This is a genomic window from Arthrobacter sp. WCS2018Hpa-7 (assembly GCF_031843805.1).
GTDB lineage: Bacteria > Actinomycetota > Actinomycetes > Actinomycetales > Micrococcaceae > Arthrobacter.
Genome location: NZ_JAVTJB010000029.1, coordinates 1 through 20,506 on the forward strand (window position 1 = coordinate 1; position 20,506 = coordinate 20,506).

Consider the following 20,506-nt stretch of genomic DNA (forward strand, 5'->3'; position numbering starts at 1 on the left):
GAGCGGACGACGAGATTCGAACTCGCGACATCCACCTTGGCAAGGTGGTGCTCTACCAGCTGAGCTACGTCCGCAGTATCGTTTTGACGGCCAACCCTTCAGGCTTTCCGTCGCTTTCCGACGAGTAAAAACTCTATAGGAGGTTGTAGCAAACTCCAAATCGAGGGCGGAGATTTGGTTTCGCGGGTGGCCGGATCCTTGATTCTGCGCGGAATCTGCTGAGTTTCACGCATGTAATTCCAGGGGTGTAGTTCGGTACGGCCATGAAGGTGCTGATCGGTTTTGCAATCAGGCGGTGGTCGGTTAGTGTTTTCTATGCACCCGGGCGATTGGCGCAGTGGTAGCGCGCTTCGTTCACACCGAAGAGGTCACTGGTTCGAACCCAGTATCGCCCACCATAGGAAACCCCCCGGAGATCCGGGGGGTTTCTGTGTTTCCGAGGCTTTCCCTTGGCGCTGCGCTGATTTCGCTCCAGCGACACAAGACAAAAGGGTCCGGCGCTTATGCACCGGACCCTTTCCTTTGAGCAGAAGATCTCAGCAGCGCTGCAGGATGGTCGTCACGTTCGGTCCGGTGTAGACATAGCGGTCCGAAACGTACTGGGCTCCACCCGCGCCAGGATGGAGCTCGAGCCAAATGTTGCCTCCGTCTACCCAGGTGCCCGTCGTCCAGCAGTCAACCTCGTAGACTCTGCCGCTGGTCAGCATTGAGCCTGTGTAGGCGTATCCAGCGCCAGTTCCTCTTCGAACGTTCAGATTGTAGTTGGTGTGGACCTGAGGACACTTTGCACGGCTATCGCTTGGATAGACGGGATTGCCGTAGCGTCCGAATTGTGCTCGGGCGCTCGGGGGCAAGTGGACGACCTGATGTCAGCTTGTCGGAAACGGGGTCGCAGCCGGGACAGGGTCGCTCCCGGGGTGCATCACAGGATCTGTCACAAGAGTGTTCTTATTTGACAATCCCTTGACATGATGGGTGTTGCAACGTGAGACTCAAGGCGGCTTCGCGGTGTGATCGCCAATGCATTTGCTGGTGCGGGCGTGGTGCCACTAATTCACTATTTGGGGAAGGAATTACGACATGCGTAAATCACGATTCGCTCTTTCCAGTGTTGCAGCCGCTGGCGTTGTTGGAATCTCACTGCTGGCAACTGCGCCCATGGCCTCCGCCAGCGCTGGGGCGTCAGTGACCGGCTCGTACGCCTACTACAACTCGGCCAGCAACGTCCTTTCGAGCCAGGACACCCGTGTGGACGGTGTCTCGTCCGTAGCGCAGCTCAGGTACGTCTCGAATGGGACTACCTACATTGCGACGCTGACCAACAGCAACGGAAGTGGCACTCAGAGTCAAGCGCAAAGCAGCGGACTCAGTGGCACCGTTTACGTCCGGGCGTGCCTCAACAACCGAAGTGCTGGCACCGGCGTCTACGGTTGCTCAGGTTGGGTAGCCTCGGGCGCCTAGGAATGAGCAGAAGGATATGTGTTTGGGTTCCCTGCGGCCGGACGCTGCAGGGAACTTAAATGCTGTGCCGAAGCAGGCTCTGCGGTGATTGATTGTTTGCAGCATCTTGAAACCACATCATGAACGGCGTATTACGAATTTGATCTGCAGAAGAGTGTTCGCCAGTGGTCATAGAAAATACTGGGAACGAGGAAACCGCCGGCCCTCACGCCTGCGACGAGGAACACCCGGGTCACTTTCCCGTAGTTGGCGGGGTCTGACCCTTTGATTGCACCGCATTCGACAAGATCGATGGGTATTTAGCGTCACGAAACGCTCCATCGGAGCACTTGGTCAACATGCGTGCTGATGACGAACCTGATGTGCCCTGGAACGCTCCTGACTCTGGGATGTCCTCCACGGAGCTGGCGGTGACGGCCCCCATCCTCGCGGCGAAGCTGGCCCGGCTGCCCCCGGAGCAGCTCGCAATGATCTTCCCGCCGGAGAATTCTGTCGGCCCTGTATGACACAGTCTTTATATGACTGCTCCACTGCTTGCCCACGCTACTGACTACGGCCGGATGTATGCCCGCTCCACCACGGAGCAATTTTCGGTGCCCTCGATCACCACGGTAATCGGACAACAGGCGCACTCATTGGATGGCTGGTTCAGTTACATGGGTGCGAGCAGTCTCGCTGCGGATCCGGAGCTTCCCGCGATCCTGGGGAGTCCAGCCAAGACCCGCCAGGCCATCAACAAAGCCGCCAAAGCGGCGGAAGTGTACCGGGATGCAGCGGCAGCACGCGGCGACCGCGTGCACACCTACTGTGAGCAGGTTGCCTTGCGTGCTCTGGGACGTCCGCACCGCATGCAGGAATGCCGGGACGACCTCGCAGCCCATGGTGAGGAGGCGTTTGCCGCCCGTTTTGATGAATGGTGGGAGCTGTACCGGGTGGAGCCGTTGGCCCCCGAGATCACCGTGTGGAACAAGACTGTGGGCTACGCCGGGACACTTGACCTTGTGGCCCGGATCAACGGACGTATCTGCCTGATCGACTACAAGACCAAAGGCACTACCCGGGACGGAACGGTCAAGGCGCTGGATGACAAAGTGGTCATGCAGCTTGCCGCTGGAATGAAGGCTGAGGAGAGCCTGGTTGATCCCGTTGCCGGGGAATGGGAACCCTGGAAATACGGCGACAACCCCATGCTGCTCGCTGTAGCAATCGGAGAGACCGAAGTCAGGCCGATGCGGGCCAACCCGGAAATCCTCAAGCACCACTGGTGGAAGTTCTGCGCCCTTCGGCGCGTCTGGGAAATGTCGGCAGACGTCTCTGCAGCGGGACAAGCACTGTTGCCCATCGCTCCACCTGTGTTTGCATCGGTTGGGGCCGGGGCGGCAAACAGCGGCAGTGGCGAATGACCTCAACTAAACTGGCTTAGGCTCCGCAACACCCGGAGCCGGGTTTGACGATAGTGAGGACTGACAGCACATGGCAATTTTGAGTATCCGAATCATCGGGGATCCGGTGTTGCGCACCGTAGCGGACCCCGTCACCGATTTCGGTCCGGAGCTCGCCAAGCTGGTAGCTGACATGACCGAAACCATGGAAGACGTGGAAGGCGCAGGCCTCGCCGCGCCCCAAATCGGCGTCAGCCAGCGCGTTTTTACCTACCGCATTGGGGGAGTGGAAGGCCACATCATCAACCCTGTCCTGGAAAACAGCGATGACTTCCAGCCGGACGAAGTAGAGGGTTGCCTCTCGATCCCCGGCCTGGGCTTCCCGGTCCGCCGTTTCCGGACAACCAGGGCCACCGGTGTTGATATCAACGGCAACCCGGTCTCGGTGGAAGCCGAAGGCATGCTTGCCCGGTGTTTCCAGCACGAGACGGACCACCTCGACGGCATTTTGTACACGGACAGGTTGGAAGGGGAGGACCGCAAGGCAGCACTCCGCGCCATCCGGAACGCCAATTACCACGCCATCACGGAGAAGACCACGTCCCAGCGCGCCACCAGCGTGGGATCAAGTTTTGGTGGCGGCAGCTTCGGGGCACCCGAGTGAGGGTCCTTTTCGCAGGAACCCCCGCCGTCGCGGTCCCATCGTTGGACGCTTTGGTCAAGGCGGGATTCGATGTCGTCGCTGTCCTGACGCGACCGGACGCCCCCCTGGGCAGGAAGCGGGTGTTGACGCCTTCGCCCGTCGCGGCGCGGGCATTGGAGCTGGGTATCGACGTCATCCGTGCGGCCAAGGTCGATGCGGATACCACCGCCCGGATCTCTGAGTTTGCCCCGGATGTCGCCGCCATTGTTGCCTACGGTGGAATTGTTCCGAAGACAGCTTTGACAGTTCCGACGCATGGGTGGGTCAATCTGCATTTCTCCCTCCTTCCTGCTTGGCGGGGCGCTGCCCCCGTCCAGCGTTCAATCATCGCTGGGGACGAAATCACCGGAGCCGTGACGTTCCAGCTCGAAGAAGGCCTCGATACCGGCCCAGTATTCGGCACCCTCACTGAAGCTGTTCGGCCGGACGACACCGCGGGGGACCTCCTTGAGCGCCTCTCCATCAGCGGGGCCGTGCTTCTCAGCCAGACGCTCTCCGCGATCGACGCCGGTCAGGCTGCCCCGCAGCCGCAAGCCGGGGAAGTCTCCCTCGCTCCCAAACTGCTGCTTGAGGATGGCCGCCTTGACTGGCAGTTGCCTGCCCTGGCCCTCAGTCGTCGGGCTCGTGGTGTGACTCCTGAGCCGGGAGCATGGACAACGCTGGAAGGCCAGCGGATCAAACTTGAACCAGTGACCCTCCGTCCTGAGGTTAAGGACCTGGCTCCGGGCGCCATCAGGGTGGATGGCAAATCTGTTCTGGTTGGCACCGGATCCCACGCCGTTGAGCTCGGCAGGATCCAGCCGGCAGGTAAGAAAATGATGTCGTCGGCTGACTGGGCCCGCGGCTTGGCAACACCCGAGAGAGTGGTATTCGAATGAGTGAGTCCGGCCGGCGAGGCCCCAACAACAGCGGGAACCGGGACGGCGGCGGACAAGGCAACCGGGGTGCACGTGGCGAAAGCCGGCGTGACGCCCAGGGCCGGGAGCGAAACCGTGGCCCTCAGCGGGGCTTCACGAACAATGCTCCTTCGCAGCGCACGCGCCGTGCCGACCCCGCACGCCTTGTGGCCTTCGAAGTGCTCCGTGCTGTTGCTTCCGAGGATGCCTACGCCAACCTGGTGCTGCCAGCCCGCATCCGGGAACACCGCTTGGATCGCCGGGATGCCGGCTTCGCCACTGAGTTGAGCTATGGCGCTTTGCGCGGTCAAGGCACCTATGACGCCATTCTTGCCCGCTGCGTTGACCGCCCCCTTGATCAGTTGGATCCTGCAATCCTGGATGCCCTGCGGATTGGCGCCCATCAGTTGCTTTCAATGCGTGTTCCTGCGCATGCGGCGTTGGATCAGACCGTTGGCCTGGCACGAGCCGTCATCGGCGCAGGTCCGTCGGCCCTGATCAATGCAGTCCTGCGCAAGGTCACTGCCCACAGCATGGGCGAGTGGTTGGACATCCTGCTGGCCAGCGAAACCGATGAGACCCGGATCGCCTCGCTCCGGCATGCCCACCCTGAATGGATCGTGCGCGCACTGCGCCAGTCACTGGTCAACCACGGCCGTCTGAAGTCGGAGATCGATGACCTGCTGGAGGCGGACAACGCCGCGCCGGTGGTCAATCTTGTAGCGCTGCCGGGCTTGGGAAGTCTTGACGAGGCTTTCGAGAATGGGGCCACGGCAGGCGAACTGGTGGAAGATTCGGCATTGTCCGCCGGTGGAGACCTCGGTCGCCTGGAGACGGTCCGTCGCGGAACCACCCGTGTCCAGGACGTCGGATCCCAACTGGTTGCCCGGGCTTTGGCCGGCGTGGACCTTGGTGCCTCTTCCGGAAGCGAACGCTGGTTGGACTTGTGTGCCGGTCCGGGAGGCAAGGCCGCTCTTCTGGCTGCCCTGGCGCATCGGGACGGCGCTACCCTGTTGGCCAATGAGCCCGCGCCACATAGGGCGAAACTCGTTCAGCAGGCCCTTTCAGCTGTTCCGGAGGACACTTGGTCGGTACGGACCGGTGATGGACGCGACGTTGGTTCGGAGCAAGCAGAAGCTTTCGATCGCGTGCTGGTTGATGTTCCCTGCAGTGGGCTGGGAGCGTTGCGCAGGCGACCCGAATCGCGGTGGCGGCGCTCACCCAAGGACATTGGCGACCTCGGCCCGTTGCAGCGTGATCTCCTGAAGTCTGCAATTGAAGCCGTGAAGCCCGGCGGCGTGGTTGCTTACGTGACATGCTCGCCGCATCCGGCCGAGACCACCGCGGTTGTCAGCGACGTCATGGCCAAGCGTGAGGACCTGGAACTGCTCGACGCCGGTCAGGCGCTTGACGATGTCAGCCTCACCGGGAACTTGGGCGCCGGTCACGAACAAACAGCCCAGTTGTGGCCACACGTCCACCAGACCGATGCCATGTTCATGGCCATCATCCGTAAAAAGCCGTAACTGCCGGAATCCGGCTTGCCATTCCCACCGACCCAGAGGGGCTGCCTTGTCTCAGTGCTGTATCAACCCGAGCATCCTGTCTGCCGATTTCGTCAACCTTGAGGCGGAACTGCAGCGGATCAGCAATGCCGATGCCGTCCATGTTGACGTCATGGACAACCACTTTGTCCCCAACCTGACGCTGGGACTGCCGGTGGTACAGCGGATCCAAGCGGTCAGTCCGGTACCGTTGGACGCCCACCTGATGATTTCCGACGCCGACCGTTGGGCGCCTGCGTACGCGGACGCCGGCGTCGCTTCGGTGACATTCCATGCGGAAGCCGCCATGGCCCCCGTCAAGCTGGCACGCGAACTGCGTGCGCGGGGATCCAAAGCTGGAATGGCCCTTCGTCCGGCTACGCCGGTTGAGCCCTACCTGGACATGCTCAGCGAGTTGGACATGCTGTTGATCATGACGGTGGAGCCCGGATTCGGTGGGCAGTCCTTCCTGGACATCACCCTTCCCAAGATCCGACGTGCGCGGGCGGCAATCGAGGGTTCCGGCATCGGCGTGGCCATCCAAGTGGATGGGGGCATTACAGAGGAAACGATCATCAGGGCTGCGGAAGCCGGTGCCAACGTGTTCGTGGCAGGCTCGGCGGTCTATGGGCACCAGGACCCCGCAGCGGCCATCGACCGGCTCCGTGCAGCGGGCCAGGCTGTGACGGCGACGTTCGCTTGACGATCGTCACCACATGTTACGAAGATGGCTGGGAATAGCCCGGCCATCTTGGTAGTTGTGGCAGAATAACAACACACATACGTGCTCCGGGGTCGGTGTAAGTCCGAACCGGCGGTTATAGTCCGCGACCCGCGAACCATCGGATTCCAAGTGATTGGATCTTCGATGGCAGACGGTTGAACTGGTGAAATTCCGGTACCGACAGTTAAAGTCTGGATGGGAGAAGCACGTACAGTCATGCCGTGGGCGTTCCTTTAGCGACGCCCGGCATTGCGCTGTCGTACACCCCCGGAGTCATCGCGGCTTACTGGGAAGGAACGGCATGGACTTTCTGCGATGGCTCTTCGAAGCACAGATCCCCGTTGGAGGATCTGCTCTTGTCTTACGCGAAGTGCTTGGAAACATCTTTGGGCTCCTCAGCGCCCTCGGCGGTATGCGCCGCAAAGTCTGGGCTTGGCCGATCGGCATAGTCGGCAACATCCTCCTGCTCACGGTCTTCCTGGGTAACGTCTTTGGTGCAGCAGCGCCGGCTACCCTGTGGGGGCAAGCAGCACGGCAGGTGATGTTCATCGCCGTCGCCGTTTACGGTTGGTATCGGTGGCAGCAAGGCCGGCAATCGAGCAGCCAAGGGCGCGCCATTGTGCCAGGCTGGGCCAGCAACAAGGTCCGCATCGCTCTGATTGGCGCCATGGTGGCCGGCACAGCAGCACTGACTCCCTTGTTTGATGCCCTCGGCTCCTACCCGCCGGTCTGGGCCGACGCCTGGACCTTCATGGGGTCACTTCTGGCGACGTACGGCATGGCCCGTGGATGGACTGAGTTTTGGTTGATCTGGGTTGCCGTGGACATCGTGGGCGTGCCGTTGCTGTTCAGCGCCGGCTACTACGCCAGCGCGGTCATGTACCTGTTCTTCGGTTTCTTCACCCTGGCAGGCTTCTTCGTCTGGTGGCGGGCTGAAAAGCGCGAACGGACCAAAAACGATGCCGGCAAACCGGACATTGCCGTACCAGCGGGAGTTGCACGATGACCGCCGATACGGCCGTCCACACTCCAGCGGAGCGTGGCGCCATGGATGCCGCACTCGCCGCAGCGTTGGCCGGTCCGCGCGGAGCCAATCCGTTGGTGGGTGCAGTAATCCTCAGTCCTGAGGGCGAGCAATTGGCTACGGGGTACCACCGGGGTGCCGGCACGGCCCATGCCGAAGCAGACGCGATCTCCGAAGCCCGCAAGCAGGGCATCGACACCGTGGGAACAACCATGGTGGTCACTCTGGAACCGTGCAACCACGTGGGCCGCACGGGACCTTGCGCGCAGGCAATCATGTCGGCGGGAATCTCAAAGGTGATCTACGCCGTCGACGATCCCCACGATCCCGCTGCGGGCGGCGCGCATACGCTCCGCTCCGCCGGGGTGGAGGTCCGTTCCGGGCTGGCCCTCGACCGGGCGTTCGACCTCAACCGCGATTGGTTCGACGCCGTTGCCGCCAAGCGTCCGTTCGTTACCTTGCACATCGCCCAGACGTTGGACAGCCGCATTGCGGCCGACGACGGCACGAGCCAATGGATTTCCAGTCCGGAGTCGCTCGCCGACAACCATGGGCTGCGGGGACTCATCGACGCCATCCTGGTGGGCACGGGAACCGTCCTGATCGACAACCCACGGCTCACTGCGAGGGACGCTGAGGGAGAACTCTCCAGCCGGCAGCCGGTCCGCGCCGTGATGGGTTTACGGGACGTCCCCGAAGATGCCGCCGTCCGGGGAACCGACGGGCGCTTCGTGCACCTGCCAACGCGGGATCCGGCAGAGGCTTTGGGCATGCTGTTCGACCAAGGAATCAGGCACGTCATGGTGGAAGGCGGCTCGTCCATCCTGAGCACATTCCTTGGTGCGCACCTCGTGGACGAATTGATCGTCTACATGGCTCCGACGTTGCTGGGATCCGGAACTCCTGCGCTGCACGACCTCGGAATCGCCACGCTGGCGGACGCCCAGCACTGGTCCTGGGACGACGCCTGTGGCGGAGCGGTCAGGACGCTCGGCAACGACCTTCGGTTGCACCTGCGGTCGCCCCGGGGCGCCGCAGCCAAGATCAACAATTTGGTTCCACACAAGAATTTGGTTCCGCGCAGTGAAGCTGCGGAACATGTCACAGGAGGACACTGATGTTTACGGGAATCGTTGCAGAACAAGGCACCGTACTGGGCATTGAGCACGACGGCGATGCCAGCGCCACACTGCGGCTGAAAGCACCCACCACTACCGATGGGTTGGCTCTGGGTGGGTCCATCGCCGTCAACGGTGTGTGCCTGACCGCCACGCAGATCGACGGACAGGACTTCAGCGTTGATGTCATGGGCGAAACCCTCGTCCGGACCACCATCGGCGGGCTGGCCCCGGGTGACACCGTGAACCTTGAACGCTGTGTTCCAGCGGGGGGACGGCTGGACGGCCACGTGGTGCAGGGGCATGTGGACGGTGTTGGAGAGTTGCTGGAGCGCGAGGCCTTGGGCAACTGGGACCGGCTGCGCTTCGGCGTCCCGGCCCCGCTGGCACGCTACATTGCCGAGAAAGGTTCGATCGCCGTCGACGGCGTCTCGCTGACGGTGACCGCCGTCAGCGCTGCGGCCGAACCGTCGCCGTGGTTTGAGGTGGGGTTGATCCCCACGACGCTGGAAGAAACCGGGCTGGGAGCCAAGCCACTAGGCGGCCGCGTCAACCTCGAAGTCGACGTGCTGGCCAAGTACACCGAACGCCTCCTGTCTTTCGCGCCGCAGGCAGGGAGCACACGATGAGCGCCCCTGCCAAGACATCACCGTCCGGAACGCCCCGTACCGGACTGGATCCCGTGGAAGCGGCCATTGAGGCCATGGCCGCGGGCCGGGCAGTGATCGTGGTGGACAACGAGGATCGTGAGAACGAAGGCGACATTATTTTCGCCGCCCAGCACGCCACGCCCACCCTCATGGGATGGACCATCCGGTATTCATCCGGCGTCATCTGCGTCCCGTTGGACGGCGAACGAGCGGACGCACTGGTGCTGCCTCCCATGGTGGAGATCAACGAGGACGCCAAGGGGACCGCGTACACCGTTTCCTGCGACGCAGCGATCGGCGTCAGCACTGGTATATCGGCTACGGACCGGGCCCTGACGGCCCGTATTCTGGCAGATCCGAGCAGCACCCCGGCCTCAATCACCCGCCCCGGGCATATTTTCCCGTTGCGTGCGGTTAACGGGGGAGTGCGTGAACGTCCGGGTCACACGGAAGCTGCCGTGGACCTGTGTCGTCTTGCCGGGCTGGCCCCGGTGGGTGTGATCGCAGAGTTGGTACATGATGATGGTGAAATGATGCGCTTGGACAGCCTGCGCGACTTCGCCGCCCACCATGGATGCCCCCTCATCTCCATAGAGGACCTGGTGTCGTATGTTGAGGCGGTAGAGTCCCAGGCGGCACGTATTTCACAGGAGGACGAGGAGAAGCGATGACCGCATCGACCACGCGCAGCAGTGAGCATTCCGGCCCGGCGCCGCACCCCGTCAGCGGTGGACCCGTTGTGCAGTTGCCCACGGCATTCGGAGACTTCGTGGCGCAGGCCTGGACGGACCATGTGACCGGCGTTGAACACCTCGCCGTCAGTTCGCCCAATCCGCCCAAGGACGGCCGCGCGCCCCTGGTACGGCTGCACTCCGAATGCCTGACCGGCGATGTTTTCGGTTCATACCGCTGCGACTGCGGAGAGCAGTTGGCCTTCGCCTTGGAACTCATCCACGCCGAAGGCGGAACGCTGCTCTACCTGCGCGGCCAGGAAGGCCGCGGCATTGGACTCGCCAACAAGATCAAGGCCTATGCCTTGCAGGAAGCCGGGTTCGACACCGTTGAGGCCAATGAGCAGTTGGGCTTGCCGGTGGATGCGCGTTCTTACAGCGCGGCAGGACAGATCCTCGCCGAAATGGGCCTCCACGAAGTCCGGCTGCTGAGCAACAATCCCGACAAACAGCACCGGCTCGACAAGGCCGGAGTGACTGTGGTGGAAATGGTGCCCACCGAGGTGCCCTCACGCGAACAGAACCTGCGCTACCTGCAGACCAAGAAGGACCGGATGGACCACCGGCTGACGCTCGATGTCGAGCCCGTCAGCAATGGCAAGACGCCTTCGAACCACACCTTTGACAACAACCAAGACTGAACGGATCCACAGCACACCATGAGCGGACACGGCGCGCCCACTATCGACCTCACTACCCTCAACCCCGAGGAAACCTCACAGCTCAAGCTCGCCATCGTGGCGGCAAGCTGGCATACACAGATCATGGACGGACTGGTGGATGGCGCACTCCGCGCCGCCAAGGAAGCCGGGATTGCCGAGCCCACAGTCCTGCGTGTTCCGGGCAGCTTTGAGCTTCCGGTCGCGGCCGCCAGGCTCGCGCCGCACTTTGACGCAGTGGTGGCACTGGGCGTGGTCATCCGCGGCGGGACACCGCACTTTGACTACGTATGCCAGGCCGCGACGTCGGGCCTCACCGATGTCAGCGTCCGCACCGGCGTGCCGGTGGGCTTCGGTGTCCTCACCTGTGACACCGAGCAGCAGGGTCTGGACCGCGCAGGCCTCCCCGGTTCCAAGGAAGACAAAGGCCACGAAGCCGTCACCGCAGCCCTCGCCACGGCAGTAACGCTGAAGCAGTACAGCTAACGCCCGCTGACTGCAGGCGCCAAGGGGGATGTGCGTGTGTCTTCACTCACATCCCCTTCGTCATGCAACGCCCCAACAAGCGGCGTCCGGCCCGGAGCAAGTAGTCTGGAGGGCGTGAAGAATTTCGAGACGCTGTTCGCAGAACTGAGTGAGAAAGCAGCGACCCGCCCGGCAGGCTCGCGCACGGTTGCCGAACTGGACTCCGGAATCCACGGCATCGGCAAGAAGGTGGTCGAAGAGGCCGCTGAAGTCTGGATGGCCGCGGAGTACGAATCGGACGAAGCTGCCGCTGAGGAAATCTCCCAGTTGCTGTACCACCTGCAGGTCCTCATGCTCGCCAAGGGCCTCACCCTGGAGGACGTTTACAAGCATCTCTAGCCACGCCACTCCACTTGCCTGTAGTGGAGCCCCTGCGTGGCCCAGGTGCCTGAAAACCTCCCTTCCAACAAGAAAGTCTCCCCATGCTCCGTGTAGCAGTTCCCAATAAGGGATCCCTGTCCGAAGCCGCCTCGGCCATGTTGTCCGAGGCCGGTTACCGCCAACGTCGCGATACCCGCGAACTGGTTATGGTGGACCCCGATAACGACATTGAGTTCTTCTTCCTCCGTCCCCGTGACATCGCTGTTTACGTGGGCCAAGGTACGCTTGATGTTGGCATCACCGGCAGGGATCTCCTGCTCGATGCGAAGGTCGAGGCCGAGGAAATACTTCCCTTGGGCTTTGCGCCATCAACCTTCCGTTTTGCCGGTCCGGTGGGTGACTTTGCCGGCGTCGAACAGCTTGAAGGCAAGCGACTGGCCACCAGCTATGACGCACTCCTGCGCGACTACCTCGCCGAGCGCGGCGTGAACGCCACTGTGGTTCGACTGGATGGTGCTGTGGAGTCCTCCGTCCGCCTCGGCGTGGCGGACGCCATTGCCGACGTCGTTGAAACCGGCAACACCCTCAAAGCAGCCGGCATGGAGATCTTTGGCGATCCCATCCTGAAGTCCGAGGCCGTGCTCATCCGCCGCTCCGGTTCAGGTGGAGCAGCCAACGGTACAGCCAAGGAAATCGAGATCCTCATCCGCCGCCTCCAGGGCGTCCTGGTGGCCCGCCAATACGTGCTGATGGACTACGACATCCGCAAGGACCTGGTGGAAGACGCCGCTGCGCTGACTCCCGGCCTTGAATCGCCCACGGTGTCGCCCCTGCGTGATTCCGAGTGGGTTGCCGTGCGGTCCATGGTTCCCAAGAAGGAAACCAACCGCATCATGGACGAGCTCTACGACCTCGGTGCGCGCGCCATCCTGGTCAGCAGCATCCACGCCTGCCGCATCTAACCCACGCAGTGACCGAGTAGAGCCCCAGCAGAACTGAGGAGCAGCACATGGCTGTAGCCGTCCGCGTCATACCCTGCCTTGATGTCGACGCAGGCCGCGTCGTCAAAGGCGTCAACTTTGAAGGCCTCCGCGATGCCGGTGATCCGGTGGAACTTGCGCACCGGTACGACAATGGCGGAGCCGATGAACTGACGTTCCTGGACGTCACTGCCTCATCCGGCAACCGTGAAACCACGTTCGACGTCGTCCGCCGCACGGCTGAGGAAGTCTTCATTCCCCTCACCGTGGGCGGTGGTGTTCGTGGCGTGGCAGAGGTGGACAAGCTCCTGCGCTTCGGTGCGGACAAAGCGTCCATCAACACCGCGGCTGTTGCGCGTCCGGAGGTCATTGACGAAATCACCCGTCACTTCGGCTCGCAGGTCCTGGTGCTTTCGGTGGACGCGCGCCGTACCCGCGAAGGTGACGTCCCGACGTCGTCCGGTTTTGAAGTCACCACCCATGGTGGCCGCACCGGAACCGGAATCGACGCCATCGCCTGGGCCAAGGAAGCAGCGGACAGGGGTGTGGGCGAAATCCTGCTCAACTCGATCGACGCCGACGGTACGAAGGACGGCTTCGACCTCGAATTGATCCGCTTGGTCCGTGCTGCGGTGAACATTCCGATCATTGCCTCGGGCGGTGCAGGGGAACCGGCACACTTCCCGCCCGCCGTAGAAGCAGGAGCTGATGCCGTACTGGCCGCTTCGGTGTTCCACTTTGGGCCGGACGACATGATCGCCCAGGTCAAGGCCGCCATCCGCGAGGCCGGCTTCGAGGTCCGCTGATCCGCAGAGTTTAAAAAGCAATGGAGGGTCACCGCTCAGGTGACCCTCCATTGGTCGTTTAGAGGCCGATGTCGGCGGACTGCAACAGAGCGACGGCGTCAGGCTGGCCTTCGAAGGTGACCAGGGCCTGGCTGGTGCGGCCGTGTGCGTGCATGAGCAATTCGCCCGGTTCGCCAACAATGGCAACGGAAACGGGGGCGCGCTTGGCGACGTGCCGCGGCCCGGTGGGGCGAACCAGCACGATGCCGAGGTCCACGCCGCGGTACAAGAAGGCAGCCCGTTTGATGAGGTCGTCCCAGAGGGCGTCCGAATATGCTTCATCGAGTGCCCGGGGCGCCCAACGGTCGCCGGCGCGGCGGATGTCCTCGGTGTGAACAAAGTACTCGATGAGGTTGGACGTCTCATCCAGGGCTTTGATCTTCAAGGGGGAGAGGGCCGGAGGGCCGGCGCGGAACGTCTTGATGAGGTCCGCGTAAGCGTCAGGACTCTTGAGCTTGGCTGCAAGTTTGGAGGTGGCCTTTTCTGAGGCCTTGCCCAAACTGGGAATCAGAAGGCCCAAACCCACTGCAATCTTCCGTTCGCGCAGATACAAATGCGCAGCAAGATCCCGGGTCTGCCACCCTTCGCAGAGCGTGGGGGAGTCAGGTCCGGCCGCCAGCAGGGTTTCGGCCAGTACTTCTCGGGAAGGATCGACGAAATGCATCACTTGTGAAACTAGCACGATCGGCGCACTCTTGCGCAGTGGAACCGCCGCAGAATCGGGCTCCCGTCAAAGGCACTAGACTTGATCTGATGTCAGAGCAGTCCGCCCCCAGCCACTCTCCCGCCGTGGAGCTTTCCAGCGACCCCGCAGGCCCCTTGCCGCAGGAGATCGCCAGCGCCCTCAAGCGTGATTCATCCGGGCTCGTAGCCGCGATCGTGCAGCAGCACGATACCGACGAGGTCCTCATGCTTGGCTGGATGGATGATGAGGCCCTGCACCGCACCATGACCACGGGCCGCGTGACGTTCTATTCGCGCTCCCGCCAAGAGTACTGGCGCAAGGGCGACACCTCCGGACACGTACAGTTCGTGAAGTCTGTCGCCCTTGACTGCGACGGCGATGCCCTCCTGATCCGCGTGGACCAGATCGGCGCAGCCTGCCACACCGGAACCCGGACCTGCTTCGATGGTCGCGACTTCACCGTCGTTACGGGCCACCGCGACTAAGGCACCCACTACTTTCCACTGACGCACCACCTCAGACAAAAGGCGGAGAACATAGCCATGCAGGACCTTGGAATCATCAGCCCGGGCCTGGAAGAGTTCCGCGAACTCGCCGTCCACAGCCGTGTCATCCCTGTCCGACTCAAAGTCCTGGCCGATGCCGAGACTCCCATTGGCTTGTACCGAAAGCTGGCCAAGGGGCAACCAGGAACCTTCCTCTTGGAATCCGCGGCAGTTGGCGGCGCGTGGTCGCGCTACTCCTTCATCGGTTCCAAGTCCCGCGCCACGCTGACAACCAAAGACGGCCAGGCCCACTGGATTGGTGAGCCGCCCGTGGGGGTTCCCGTCTCGGGTAACCCCGTTGACGCGGTGCGGGACACCATCGCGGCACTTCAAACTGACCGCTTTGATGGGTTGCCGCCGTTCACGTCCGGTTTGGTGGGCTTCCTCGGTTGGGAAGCGGTCCGTCACTGGGAGCGGCTGACGTCCCCACCCGAAGACGACCTGCACTTGCCTGAGATGGCCCTCAACCTGGTCACGGACATGGCTGTTCACGACAATATGGACGGCACCGTCCTCCTGATTGCCAACGCCATCAACTTTGATGACAGCTCCGAGCGCGTGGACGACGCCTGGCACGACGCCGTTGCCCGGGTGAAGGGGCTGCTGGACCAGATCAGCACCCCTGTTGCCCAGCCGGTCTCCGTGCTGGAAACCGCCGCTTTGGATTTCGCTTCCAGCGTCCAGGAGCGTTGGGATGAAGCCAAGTACCTGGAAGCGATCGACCGCGGCAAGGAAGCCATTGTTGACGGCGAGGTTTTCCAGGTGGTGATCTCGCGGCGTTTCGAAATGGAGTGCGCGGCGGACCCCTTGGACGTTTACCGCGTCCTGCGCAACACCAACCCGAGCCCGTACATGTATCTCTTCAGCCTGGAGGATGCGGACGGCCGCGAGTACTCGATTGTGGGGTCGTCGCCAGAGGCATTGGTCACGGTGACCGGGCAGGAAGTCATTACCCACCCCATCGCCGGTTCGCGCCCACGTGGGAAGACCGTTGAGGCAGACAAGGCCTTGGCAACAGAGCTGCTGGCCGATCAGAAGGAGCGGGCCGAGCACCTGATGCTGGTGGACCTGTCGCGCAATGACTTGTCTAAGGTCTGTGTGGCAGGAACGGTGGATGTCACGCAGTTCATGGAAGTGGAGCGGTTCAGCCACATCATGCACCTCGTCTCCACCGTGGTGGGGGAGCTCGCTCCCCGGGCCAAGGCCTACGACGTCCTCAAGGCAACATTCCCGGCGGGCACGCTGTCCGGTGCTCCCAAGCCCCGCGCGCTGCGCCTGCTCGACGAACTGGAACCCCACCGGCGTGGCATCTATGGCGGCGTGGTGGGATACCTGGACTTCGCCGGTGACATGGACATGGCGATTGCCATCCGGTCAGCCCTGCTCCGGGAGGGCCGCGCCTATGTCCAGGCCGGCGGTGGAATTGTGGCCGATTCGCACAAGCCATCCGAAGCGCTGGAGACGGTGAACAAAGCGGCCGCGCCCCTTCGGGCCGTCCACACCGCGGGATCGTTGCAGAACATTTCCGCTGAAACGGTAGGAACTGCAGACATCCACGACGACGGGACTTCCGCCTCATGAGCACGGCACCCTCAGCGCCTCCCGTCAGGCAGCAGCCGCGCTGGGCACGCAAATCCACGCTGGTCCTTGCCACCACCATCCTTGCCCTGGCGGTATTCGGCGCCACCACGCAGACCTGGATCGAGGTCCGGCTGGATCCGACCGGAGCGTCCAACAGCGACCTCCATGTCCAAGGCAGCAAGGCAGCCACTGCGGTTACTGCCCTTGCCGTGGTCGCCTTGGCCGGCGGACTCGCAGCGTCCATTGCCGGAAAAATCGCGCGCTGGATCATCGCGGTCCTCATCGTCCTGTCAGCGGCCGGGATCATCCTTGCCGCAATTACCGTCCTGCTCGACCCGTTGGGTGCCGCCCAGGGGGCCATTGCCGCGGCAACAGGCGTCTCCGGCGGACAGGCTGACGCTGCCTCCACGGCGTTCCCGGTGGTCGCCATCGTGGCGGGTGCCCTGCTGGCCCTTTGCGCTGTTGCGTTGCCGCTGGCCGGACGGTATTGGACCTCGCGGACCAAGTACGACACCGGCGCGCGGGGCCGAAAGAGCACAAACGAACCGGTGGACGAGATTGACAGCTGGGACAGCCTGTCGCGTGGTGAGGACCCTACGTAGGCAGCCACAGCGGGCTCGCGGGCAGGTGCTGCGCAACAAAAGCCCACACGCCTGTCCTGACGTCGGACGATGTCCCGGACGCCGCCAATAAATGGCAGAATGTAAGCAGTATTCATCCTGAGGAGATTTCACATGAGCAAAACCACAGTGTCCGCAAACCAAGCTGAATCCACCATGGCCAGCCACGCTGACGCCATCGGCCACGGAAACAGCCCGGCTGCCTGGACCTGCGTACTTGTGATGCTGGTCGGTGCCCTGATTTCCTCCATCGCGTTCGTCATCGCCAACACGCCGATCTTCGTTGGCGGACTGGTTGTCATGGTCATCGGCCTGATCGTTGGCTTTGTCATGCGCAAGGCGGGCTACGGAGTTGGCGGCAGCAAGCTGCAGAACAACGGCCACTAATCGTGACCGTTCTTGATGACATCATTGTTGGCGTCAAGGAGGAGATGGAGACGCGCAGCCGTCTCGTGTCCCTTGCGGAGCTGAAGGACCGCGCCGCGGGTGCGGCCCCGGCCCACGATGCATGGGCCGCTCTGGGCGGTCCCTCATCCGTCCGCAACGACCTCAAGGTCATCGCAGAAATCAAGCGTCGCAGCCCTTCCAAGGGCGACCTCGCACCGATCGCGGATCCCGCCTCCCTGGCGGTTCAGTATGCCGACGGCGGAGCTTCCGTCATCAGTGTCCTGACCGAACAGCGCCGTTTCGGCGGCTCGCTGGCTGACCTCGATGCCGTCCGTGCCGCCGTCGATGTTCCCTTGTTGCGCAAGGACTTCACGGTGGACGAGTACCAGATCTGGGAAGCCCGTGCCCACGGTGCCGACCTCATCCTGCTCATTGTCGCGGCACTGTCCGACTCGGAGCTGGCGGAATTCAGCGCACTGAGCCACGAGCTAGGCATGAACGTGCTGGTGGAAACCCACACCGAGGAAGAGATCGAACGCGCCGTTGCGGCGCAGGCCAAGATCATCGGCATCAATGTGCGCAACCTCAAGACGCTCGACGTCGACCGCTCGGTTTTCGGGTCGTTGGCCGGATTGATTCCTGCCGGGGCCGTCATTGTCGCCGAATCGGGTGTCAGGGGCGCGGACGACGTCTCGCATTACGCCGCGGGCGGCGCCAACGCCATCCTGGTGGGGGAGGCGCTGGTCAGCGACTCCACGCCGCGCGAACGCATCACCGAATTCAAGGCAGCTGGAGCTGCCGCCATCGCCGTCAGGAACTGAGGCAGTCACTGAAATCACGGCGAACAGTCGCAAGGCAGCCCGGGCTTGAGCCTGCGGCTGCCTTGCGGCACGTGGAACTACCCAATGAACTAACTGGAACAGGACGGTGAGACTGATGGTCGACGCGCCAACAGCCGGCTCAGAAGAGAATGCGGCCGACGCATTCCTGCAAGGTGGCCCTTCGCTGCGCAACGCCTCCGGGCCCTACTTCGGCAACTACGGCGGACGCTGGATGCCTGAGTCCCTCATCGCCGCCCTTGACGAAGTCCAGGACACCTTTGAGAAGGCCAAGGCCGACCCCGCGTTCATCGCTCAGCTCAAGGACCTCAACAAGAACTACTCCGGCAGGCCTTCCCTGCTCACCGAAGCCAAACGCTTCTCCGAGCACGCCGGGGGAGCACGCATCTTCCTCAAGCGCGAGGACCTGAACCACACCGGGTCCCACAAGATCAACAACGTCCTGGGCCAGGCCCTCCTGGCCAAGCGGATGGGCAAGACCCGTGTCATTGCCGAAACCGGTGCCGGCCAGCATGGCGTGGCCAGTGCCACTGCCGCTGCGCTGCTGGGGCTCGAGTGCGTGGTCTACATGGGCGCTGAGGATTGCCGGCGCCAAGCCCTGAACGTTGCCCGCATGCAGCTGCTCGGAGCCACCGTGGTGCCCGTGACCAACGGCTCCCAGACACTCAAGGACGCCATCAATGACGCCTTGCGCGACTGGGTCGCGAACGTGGATCACACCCACTACCTTTTGGGTACCGCAGCCGGGGCACACCCGTTCCCGGCCATGGTCCGCTACTTCCACGAAGTCATTGGCGAGGAAGCCCGCAGCCAGATCCTGGAGCAGACGGGCAAGCTTCCCGACGCCATTGCCGCATGTATCGGTGGTGGGTCCAACGCGATCGGCCTGTTCCACGCTTTCCTTGACGACGCATCCGTGCAGATCTACGGCTTTGAAGCAGGCGGAGAAGGTGTAGAGACCGGCCGCCACGCTGCTGCGATCTCCCTGGGCCGTCCCGGCGTCCTGCACGGCGCCCGTTCCTATCTCATGCAGGACGAAGACGGCCAGACCATCGAGTCCCACTCCATCTCGGCAGGCCTGGACTACCCCAGCGTGGGTCCGGAGCACTCCTACCTGGCCGATATTGGGCGCGTCACGTACGAGGCGGTCACGGATACCGAAGCCATGGACGCCTTCAGCCTCCTGTGCCGGACCGAGGGCATCATTCCGGCCATCGAGTCCTCGCACGCCTTGGCCGGCGCCATCAAGATTGGCCATCGATTGACCGAAGGCAAGGAAAACCCTTCCGACGTTACGGTGATCGTGAACCTGTCCGGTCGTGGAGACAAGGACGTGGAGACAGCCGCGGCCTGGTTCAACATGTTGGATGAAGAAGGGCACGTCAAGGGCACTACATTGTCCACGCGCAAGCCCAAGGGCCCCACCGAGCGCGCGTCCGATGCAGCCATGGATGTCAACGAGGACCAGAACTGATGACTGAAGAATTCGCCAGCAAATCCGCTGCCGCCATCGATCGCGCCAAGGCAGAAGGCCGCGCCGCCCTGGTGGGCTACCTCCCCGCGGGGTACCCAACGGTCCAGGAGAGTATCGAGGCGGGCATCGCTTTGGCCCGCAATGGCGCTGACCTCATCGAAATCGGCATCCCGTATTCCGATCCCGTGATGGACGGCCCGGTCATCCAGGCTGCCACCACCGAGGCGATCGCCAACGGATTCCGTGTCAGCAACGTTTTTGACGTTGTCGCCGGCATCACCGCCGCGACCGATGCGGCCGTGCTGGTCATGACCTACTGGAACCCCGTCATGCGCATGGGCGTCGATGAATTCTCCCGTCGCCTGGCGGAAGCCGGGGGAGCAGGACTTATCACCCCCGATTTGGTCCCTGACGAGGCTCATGAGTGGTTCGAGGCCTCGGATAAGTACGGCTTGGACCGGGTGTTTCTTGTGGCACCTTCGTCCACCCCGGAGCGACTGGACATGACCGTTAAGGCAAGCCGTGGATTCGTCTACGCTGTCTCGATCATGGGCGTCACCGGAACGCGCACCTCTGTCAGCAGCAGTGCTGAAGACGTGGTGGCCCGGTCGCACGCTGCCGGAGCCGAGCGCGTGTGCGTCGGTTTGGGCGTGTCCAACCCGGACCACGTCCGCGAAATTGCTGCCTATGCTGACGGCGTGATCGTTGGAACCGCCCTGGTGGCGGCCCTCCGCGATGGCGGCGTGGACGCCGTGGGGCAACTCACCAAGAACCTCAGCGCCGGCTTGGGCCGCGCAGCTGCAGAAGCCTAG

General features: G+C 62.9%; 23 protein-coding genes, 2 tRNA genes and 1 riboswitch. Of the genes, 23 read left to right on the forward strand and 2 right to left on the reverse strand.

Annotated elements, in window-relative coordinates; all coding sequences use genetic code 11:
- Nucleotide 1 precedes the first annotated feature (1 nt).
- Nucleotides 2-74 (reverse strand) — tRNA-Gly (locus RQH14_RS21140).
- 249 nt (nt 75-323) lie between these two features.
- On the opposite strand from RQH14_RS21140, the gene RQH14_RS21145 reads away from it, so the two are divergent.
- The 16 genes from RQH14_RS21145 to hisF all read left to right on the forward strand — a co-directional run bounded on the left by RQH14_RS21145 (nt 324) and on the right by hisF (nt 13,524).
- Nucleotides 324-398 (forward strand) — tRNA-Val (locus tag RQH14_RS21145).
- 682 nt (nt 399-1,080) lie between these two features.
- The gene (locus RQH14_RS21150; RefSeq protein WP_311215090.1) at nt 1,081-1,461 is read left to right on the forward strand and encodes a hypothetical protein; all 381 of its coding nucleotides are present in this window, start codon (nt 1,081-1,083) and stop codon (nt 1,459-1,461) included.
- Nucleotides 1,462-1,979: 518 nt separating this feature from the next.
- Complete coding sequence (locus RQH14_RS21155; RefSeq protein WP_311215091.1) at nt 1,980-2,864, forward strand: cytochrome; 885 nt, start codon at nt 1,980-1,982, stop codon at nt 2,862-2,864.
- 70 nt (nt 2,865-2,934) lie between these two features.
- Nucleotides 2,935-3,507 carry a peptide deformylase gene (def, locus tag RQH14_RS21160; RefSeq protein ID WP_311215092.1) on the forward strand — a complete coding sequence of 191 codons (573 nt, stop codon included), beginning with the start codon at nt 2,935-2,937 and terminating at the stop codon, nt 3,505-3,507.
- Complete coding sequence (gene fmt, locus RQH14_RS21165) at nt 3,504-4,424, forward strand: methionyl-tRNA formyltransferase (RefSeq protein WP_311215093.1); 921 nt, start codon at nt 3,504-3,506, stop codon at nt 4,422-4,424. Before def ends, fmt begins: the two co-directional genes overlap by 4 nt.
- Nucleotides 4,421-5,968, forward strand: coding sequence for a transcription antitermination factor NusB (locus tag RQH14_RS21170; protein WP_311215094.1), 1,548 nt, complete (start codon nt 4,421-4,423; stop codon nt 5,966-5,968). The genes fmt and RQH14_RS21170 overlap by 4 nt, the downstream gene beginning before the upstream one ends.
- A gap of 46 nt (nt 5,969-6,014) precedes the next feature.
- The gene (gene rpe / locus RQH14_RS21175; protein WP_231338935.1) at nt 6,015-6,689 is read left to right on the forward strand and encodes a ribulose-phosphate 3-epimerase; all 675 of its coding nucleotides are present in this window, start codon (nt 6,015-6,017) and stop codon (nt 6,687-6,689) included.
- Between the two features lie 77 nt (nt 6,690-6,766).
- Nucleotides 6,767-6,922, forward strand: a riboswitch (FMN riboswitch).
- 89 nt (nt 6,923-7,011) lie between these two features.
- Entirely contained in the window at nt 7,012-7,716 is a 705-nt protein-coding gene (pnuC, locus tag RQH14_RS21180) for a nicotinamide riboside transporter PnuC (protein ID WP_311215095.1), read from the forward strand.
- Nucleotides 7,713-8,852: a bifunctional diaminohydroxyphosphoribosylaminopyrimidine deaminase/5-amino-6-(5-phosphoribosylamino)uracil reductase RibD gene (gene ribD, locus RQH14_RS21185; RefSeq protein WP_311215096.1), complete on the forward strand. Its 1,140-nt coding sequence runs from the start codon at nt 7,713-7,715 to the stop codon at nt 8,850-8,852. The genes pnuC and ribD overlap by 4 nt, the downstream gene beginning before the upstream one ends.
- Nucleotides 8,852-9,481, forward strand: a complete 630-nt coding sequence (locus tag RQH14_RS21190) for a riboflavin synthase (RefSeq protein WP_311215097.1) — start codon at nt 8,852-8,854, stop codon at nt 9,479-9,481. The genes ribD and RQH14_RS21190 overlap by 1 nt, the downstream gene beginning before the upstream one ends.
- The gene (gene ribB / locus RQH14_RS21195) at nt 9,478-10,173 is read left to right on the forward strand and encodes a 3,4-dihydroxy-2-butanone-4-phosphate synthase (RefSeq protein ID WP_311215098.1); all 696 of its coding nucleotides are present in this window, start codon (nt 9,478-9,480) and stop codon (nt 10,171-10,173) included. The genes RQH14_RS21190 and ribB overlap by 4 nt, the downstream gene beginning before the upstream one ends.
- On the forward strand, nt 10,170-10,874 hold the full coding sequence (gene ribA, locus RQH14_RS21200) for a GTP cyclohydrolase II (protein WP_311215099.1): 705 nt from the start codon (nt 10,170-10,172) through the stop codon (nt 10,872-10,874). The genes ribB and ribA overlap by 4 nt, the downstream gene beginning before the upstream one ends.
- Before the next feature lie 18 nt (nt 10,875-10,892).
- Nucleotides 10,893-11,378, forward strand: a complete 486-nt coding sequence (gene ribH, locus RQH14_RS21205; RefSeq protein WP_311215100.1) for a 6,7-dimethyl-8-ribityllumazine synthase — start codon at nt 10,893-10,895, stop codon at nt 11,376-11,378.
- A gap of 114 nt (nt 11,379-11,492) precedes the next feature.
- The gene (locus RQH14_RS21210) at nt 11,493-11,756 is read left to right on the forward strand and encodes a phosphoribosyl-ATP diphosphatase (protein ID WP_024820576.1); all 264 of its coding nucleotides are present in this window, start codon (nt 11,493-11,495) and stop codon (nt 11,754-11,756) included.
- Between the two features lie 83 nt (nt 11,757-11,839).
- Nucleotides 11,840-12,700 carry an ATP phosphoribosyltransferase gene (hisG, locus tag RQH14_RS21215; RefSeq protein WP_311215101.1) on the forward strand — a complete coding sequence of 287 codons (861 nt, stop codon included), beginning with the start codon at nt 11,840-11,842 and terminating at the stop codon, nt 12,698-12,700.
- A gap of 47 nt (nt 12,701-12,747) precedes the next feature.
- On the forward strand, nt 12,748-13,524 hold the full coding sequence (hisF, locus tag RQH14_RS21220) for an imidazole glycerol phosphate synthase subunit HisF (protein WP_089594622.1): 777 nt from the start codon (nt 12,748-12,750) through the stop codon (nt 13,522-13,524).
- A 58-nt stretch (nt 13,525-13,582) separates the two neighbouring features.
- Here the strand turns inward: hisF and RQH14_RS21225 are convergent, their stop codons facing one another.
- Nucleotides 13,583-14,227, reverse strand: coding sequence for a TIGR03085 family metal-binding protein (locus tag RQH14_RS21225; RefSeq protein ID WP_172323894.1), 645 nt, complete (start codon nt 14,225-14,227; stop codon nt 13,583-13,585).
- 89 nt (nt 14,228-14,316) lie between these two features.
- Between RQH14_RS21225 and hisI the strand changes: the two genes are divergently transcribed.
- The 7 genes from hisI to trpA all read left to right on the forward strand — a co-directional run bounded on the left by hisI (nt 14,317) and on the right by trpA (nt 20,506).
- The gene (gene hisI / locus RQH14_RS21230; protein WP_311215102.1) at nt 14,317-14,733 is read left to right on the forward strand and encodes a phosphoribosyl-AMP cyclohydrolase; all 417 of its coding nucleotides are present in this window, start codon (nt 14,317-14,319) and stop codon (nt 14,731-14,733) included.
- A 57-nt stretch (nt 14,734-14,790) separates the two neighbouring features.
- The gene (locus RQH14_RS21235) at nt 14,791-16,374 is read left to right on the forward strand and encodes an anthranilate synthase component I (protein WP_311215103.1); all 1,584 of its coding nucleotides are present in this window, start codon (nt 14,791-14,793) and stop codon (nt 16,372-16,374) included.
- On the forward strand, nt 16,371-16,976 hold the full coding sequence (locus RQH14_RS21240) for a Trp biosynthesis-associated membrane protein (RefSeq protein ID WP_311215104.1): 606 nt from the start codon (nt 16,371-16,373) through the stop codon (nt 16,974-16,976). Before RQH14_RS21235 ends, RQH14_RS21240 begins: the two co-directional genes overlap by 4 nt.
- Before the next feature lie 132 nt (nt 16,977-17,108).
- A complete protein-coding gene (locus RQH14_RS21245; RefSeq protein WP_089594626.1) occupies nt 17,109-17,381 on the forward strand; it encodes an HGxxPAAW family protein in 273 nt (90 codons plus the stop codon).
- Between the two features lie 2 nt (nt 17,382-17,383).
- On the forward strand, nt 17,384-18,202 hold the full coding sequence (gene trpC / locus RQH14_RS21250; protein ID WP_311215105.1) for an indole-3-glycerol phosphate synthase TrpC: 819 nt from the start codon (nt 17,384-17,386) through the stop codon (nt 18,200-18,202).
- Between the two features lie 115 nt (nt 18,203-18,317).
- Nucleotides 18,318-19,694: a tryptophan synthase subunit beta gene (trpB, locus tag RQH14_RS21255; RefSeq protein ID WP_311215106.1), complete on the forward strand. Its 1,377-nt coding sequence runs from the start codon at nt 18,318-18,320 to the stop codon at nt 19,692-19,694.
- Nucleotides 19,694-20,506: a tryptophan synthase subunit alpha gene (gene trpA / locus RQH14_RS21260; RefSeq protein ID WP_311215107.1), complete on the forward strand. Its 813-nt coding sequence runs from the start codon at nt 19,694-19,696 to the stop codon at nt 20,504-20,506. Before trpB ends, trpA begins: the two co-directional genes overlap by 1 nt.

Coding starts and splice junctions, on each gene's coding strand:
- RQH14_RS21150 (WP_311215090.1), top strand. CDS start 1,081: ATGCGTAAATCACGATTCGCTCTTTCCAGTGTTGCAGCCGCTGGCGTT.
- RQH14_RS21155 (WP_311215091.1), top strand. CDS start 1,980: ATGACTGCTCCACTGCTTGCCCACGCTACTGACTACGGCCGGATGTAT.
- def (WP_311215092.1), top strand. CDS start 2,935: ATGGCAATTTTGAGTATCCGAATCATCGGGGATCCGGTGTTGCGCACC.
- RQH14_RS21170 (WP_311215094.1), top strand. CDS start 4,421: ATGAGTGAGTCCGGCCGGCGAGGCCCCAACAACAGCGGGAACCGGGAC.
- pnuC (WP_311215095.1), top strand. CDS start 7,012: ATGGACTTTCTGCGATGGCTCTTCGAAGCACAGATCCCCGTTGGAGGA.
- ribD (WP_311215096.1), top strand. CDS start 7,713: ATGACCGCCGATACGGCCGTCCACACTCCAGCGGAGCGTGGCGCCATG.
- RQH14_RS21190 (WP_311215097.1), top strand. CDS start 8,852: ATGTTTACGGGAATCGTTGCAGAACAAGGCACCGTACTGGGCATTGAG.
- ribB (WP_311215098.1), top strand. CDS start 9,478: ATGAGCGCCCCTGCCAAGACATCACCGTCCGGAACGCCCCGTACCGGA.
- ribA (WP_311215099.1), top strand. CDS start 10,170: ATGACCGCATCGACCACGCGCAGCAGTGAGCATTCCGGCCCGGCGCCG.
- ribH (WP_311215100.1), top strand. CDS start 10,893: ATGAGCGGACACGGCGCGCCCACTATCGACCTCACTACCCTCAACCCC.
- hisG (WP_311215101.1), top strand. CDS start 11,840: ATGCTCCGTGTAGCAGTTCCCAATAAGGGATCCCTGTCCGAAGCCGCC.
- hisF (WP_089594622.1), top strand. CDS start 12,748: ATGGCTGTAGCCGTCCGCGTCATACCCTGCCTTGATGTCGACGCAGGC.
- RQH14_RS21225 (WP_172323894.1), bottom strand. CDS start 14,227: ATGCATTTCGTCGATCCTTCCCGAGAAGTACTGGCCGAAACCCTGCTG.
- hisI (WP_311215102.1), top strand. CDS start 14,317: ATGTCAGAGCAGTCCGCCCCCAGCCACTCTCCCGCCGTGGAGCTTTCC.
- RQH14_RS21235 (WP_311215103.1), top strand. CDS start 14,791: ATGCAGGACCTTGGAATCATCAGCCCGGGCCTGGAAGAGTTCCGCGAA.
- RQH14_RS21240 (WP_311215104.1), top strand. CDS start 16,371: ATGAGCACGGCACCCTCAGCGCCTCCCGTCAGGCAGCAGCCGCGCTGG.
- RQH14_RS21245 (WP_089594626.1), top strand. CDS start 17,109: ATGAGCAAAACCACAGTGTCCGCAAACCAAGCTGAATCCACCATGGCC.
- trpB (WP_311215106.1), top strand. CDS start 18,318: ATGGTCGACGCGCCAACAGCCGGCTCAGAAGAGAATGCGGCCGACGCA.
- trpA (WP_311215107.1), top strand. CDS start 19,694: ATGACTGAAGAATTCGCCAGCAAATCCGCTGCCGCCATCGATCGCGCC.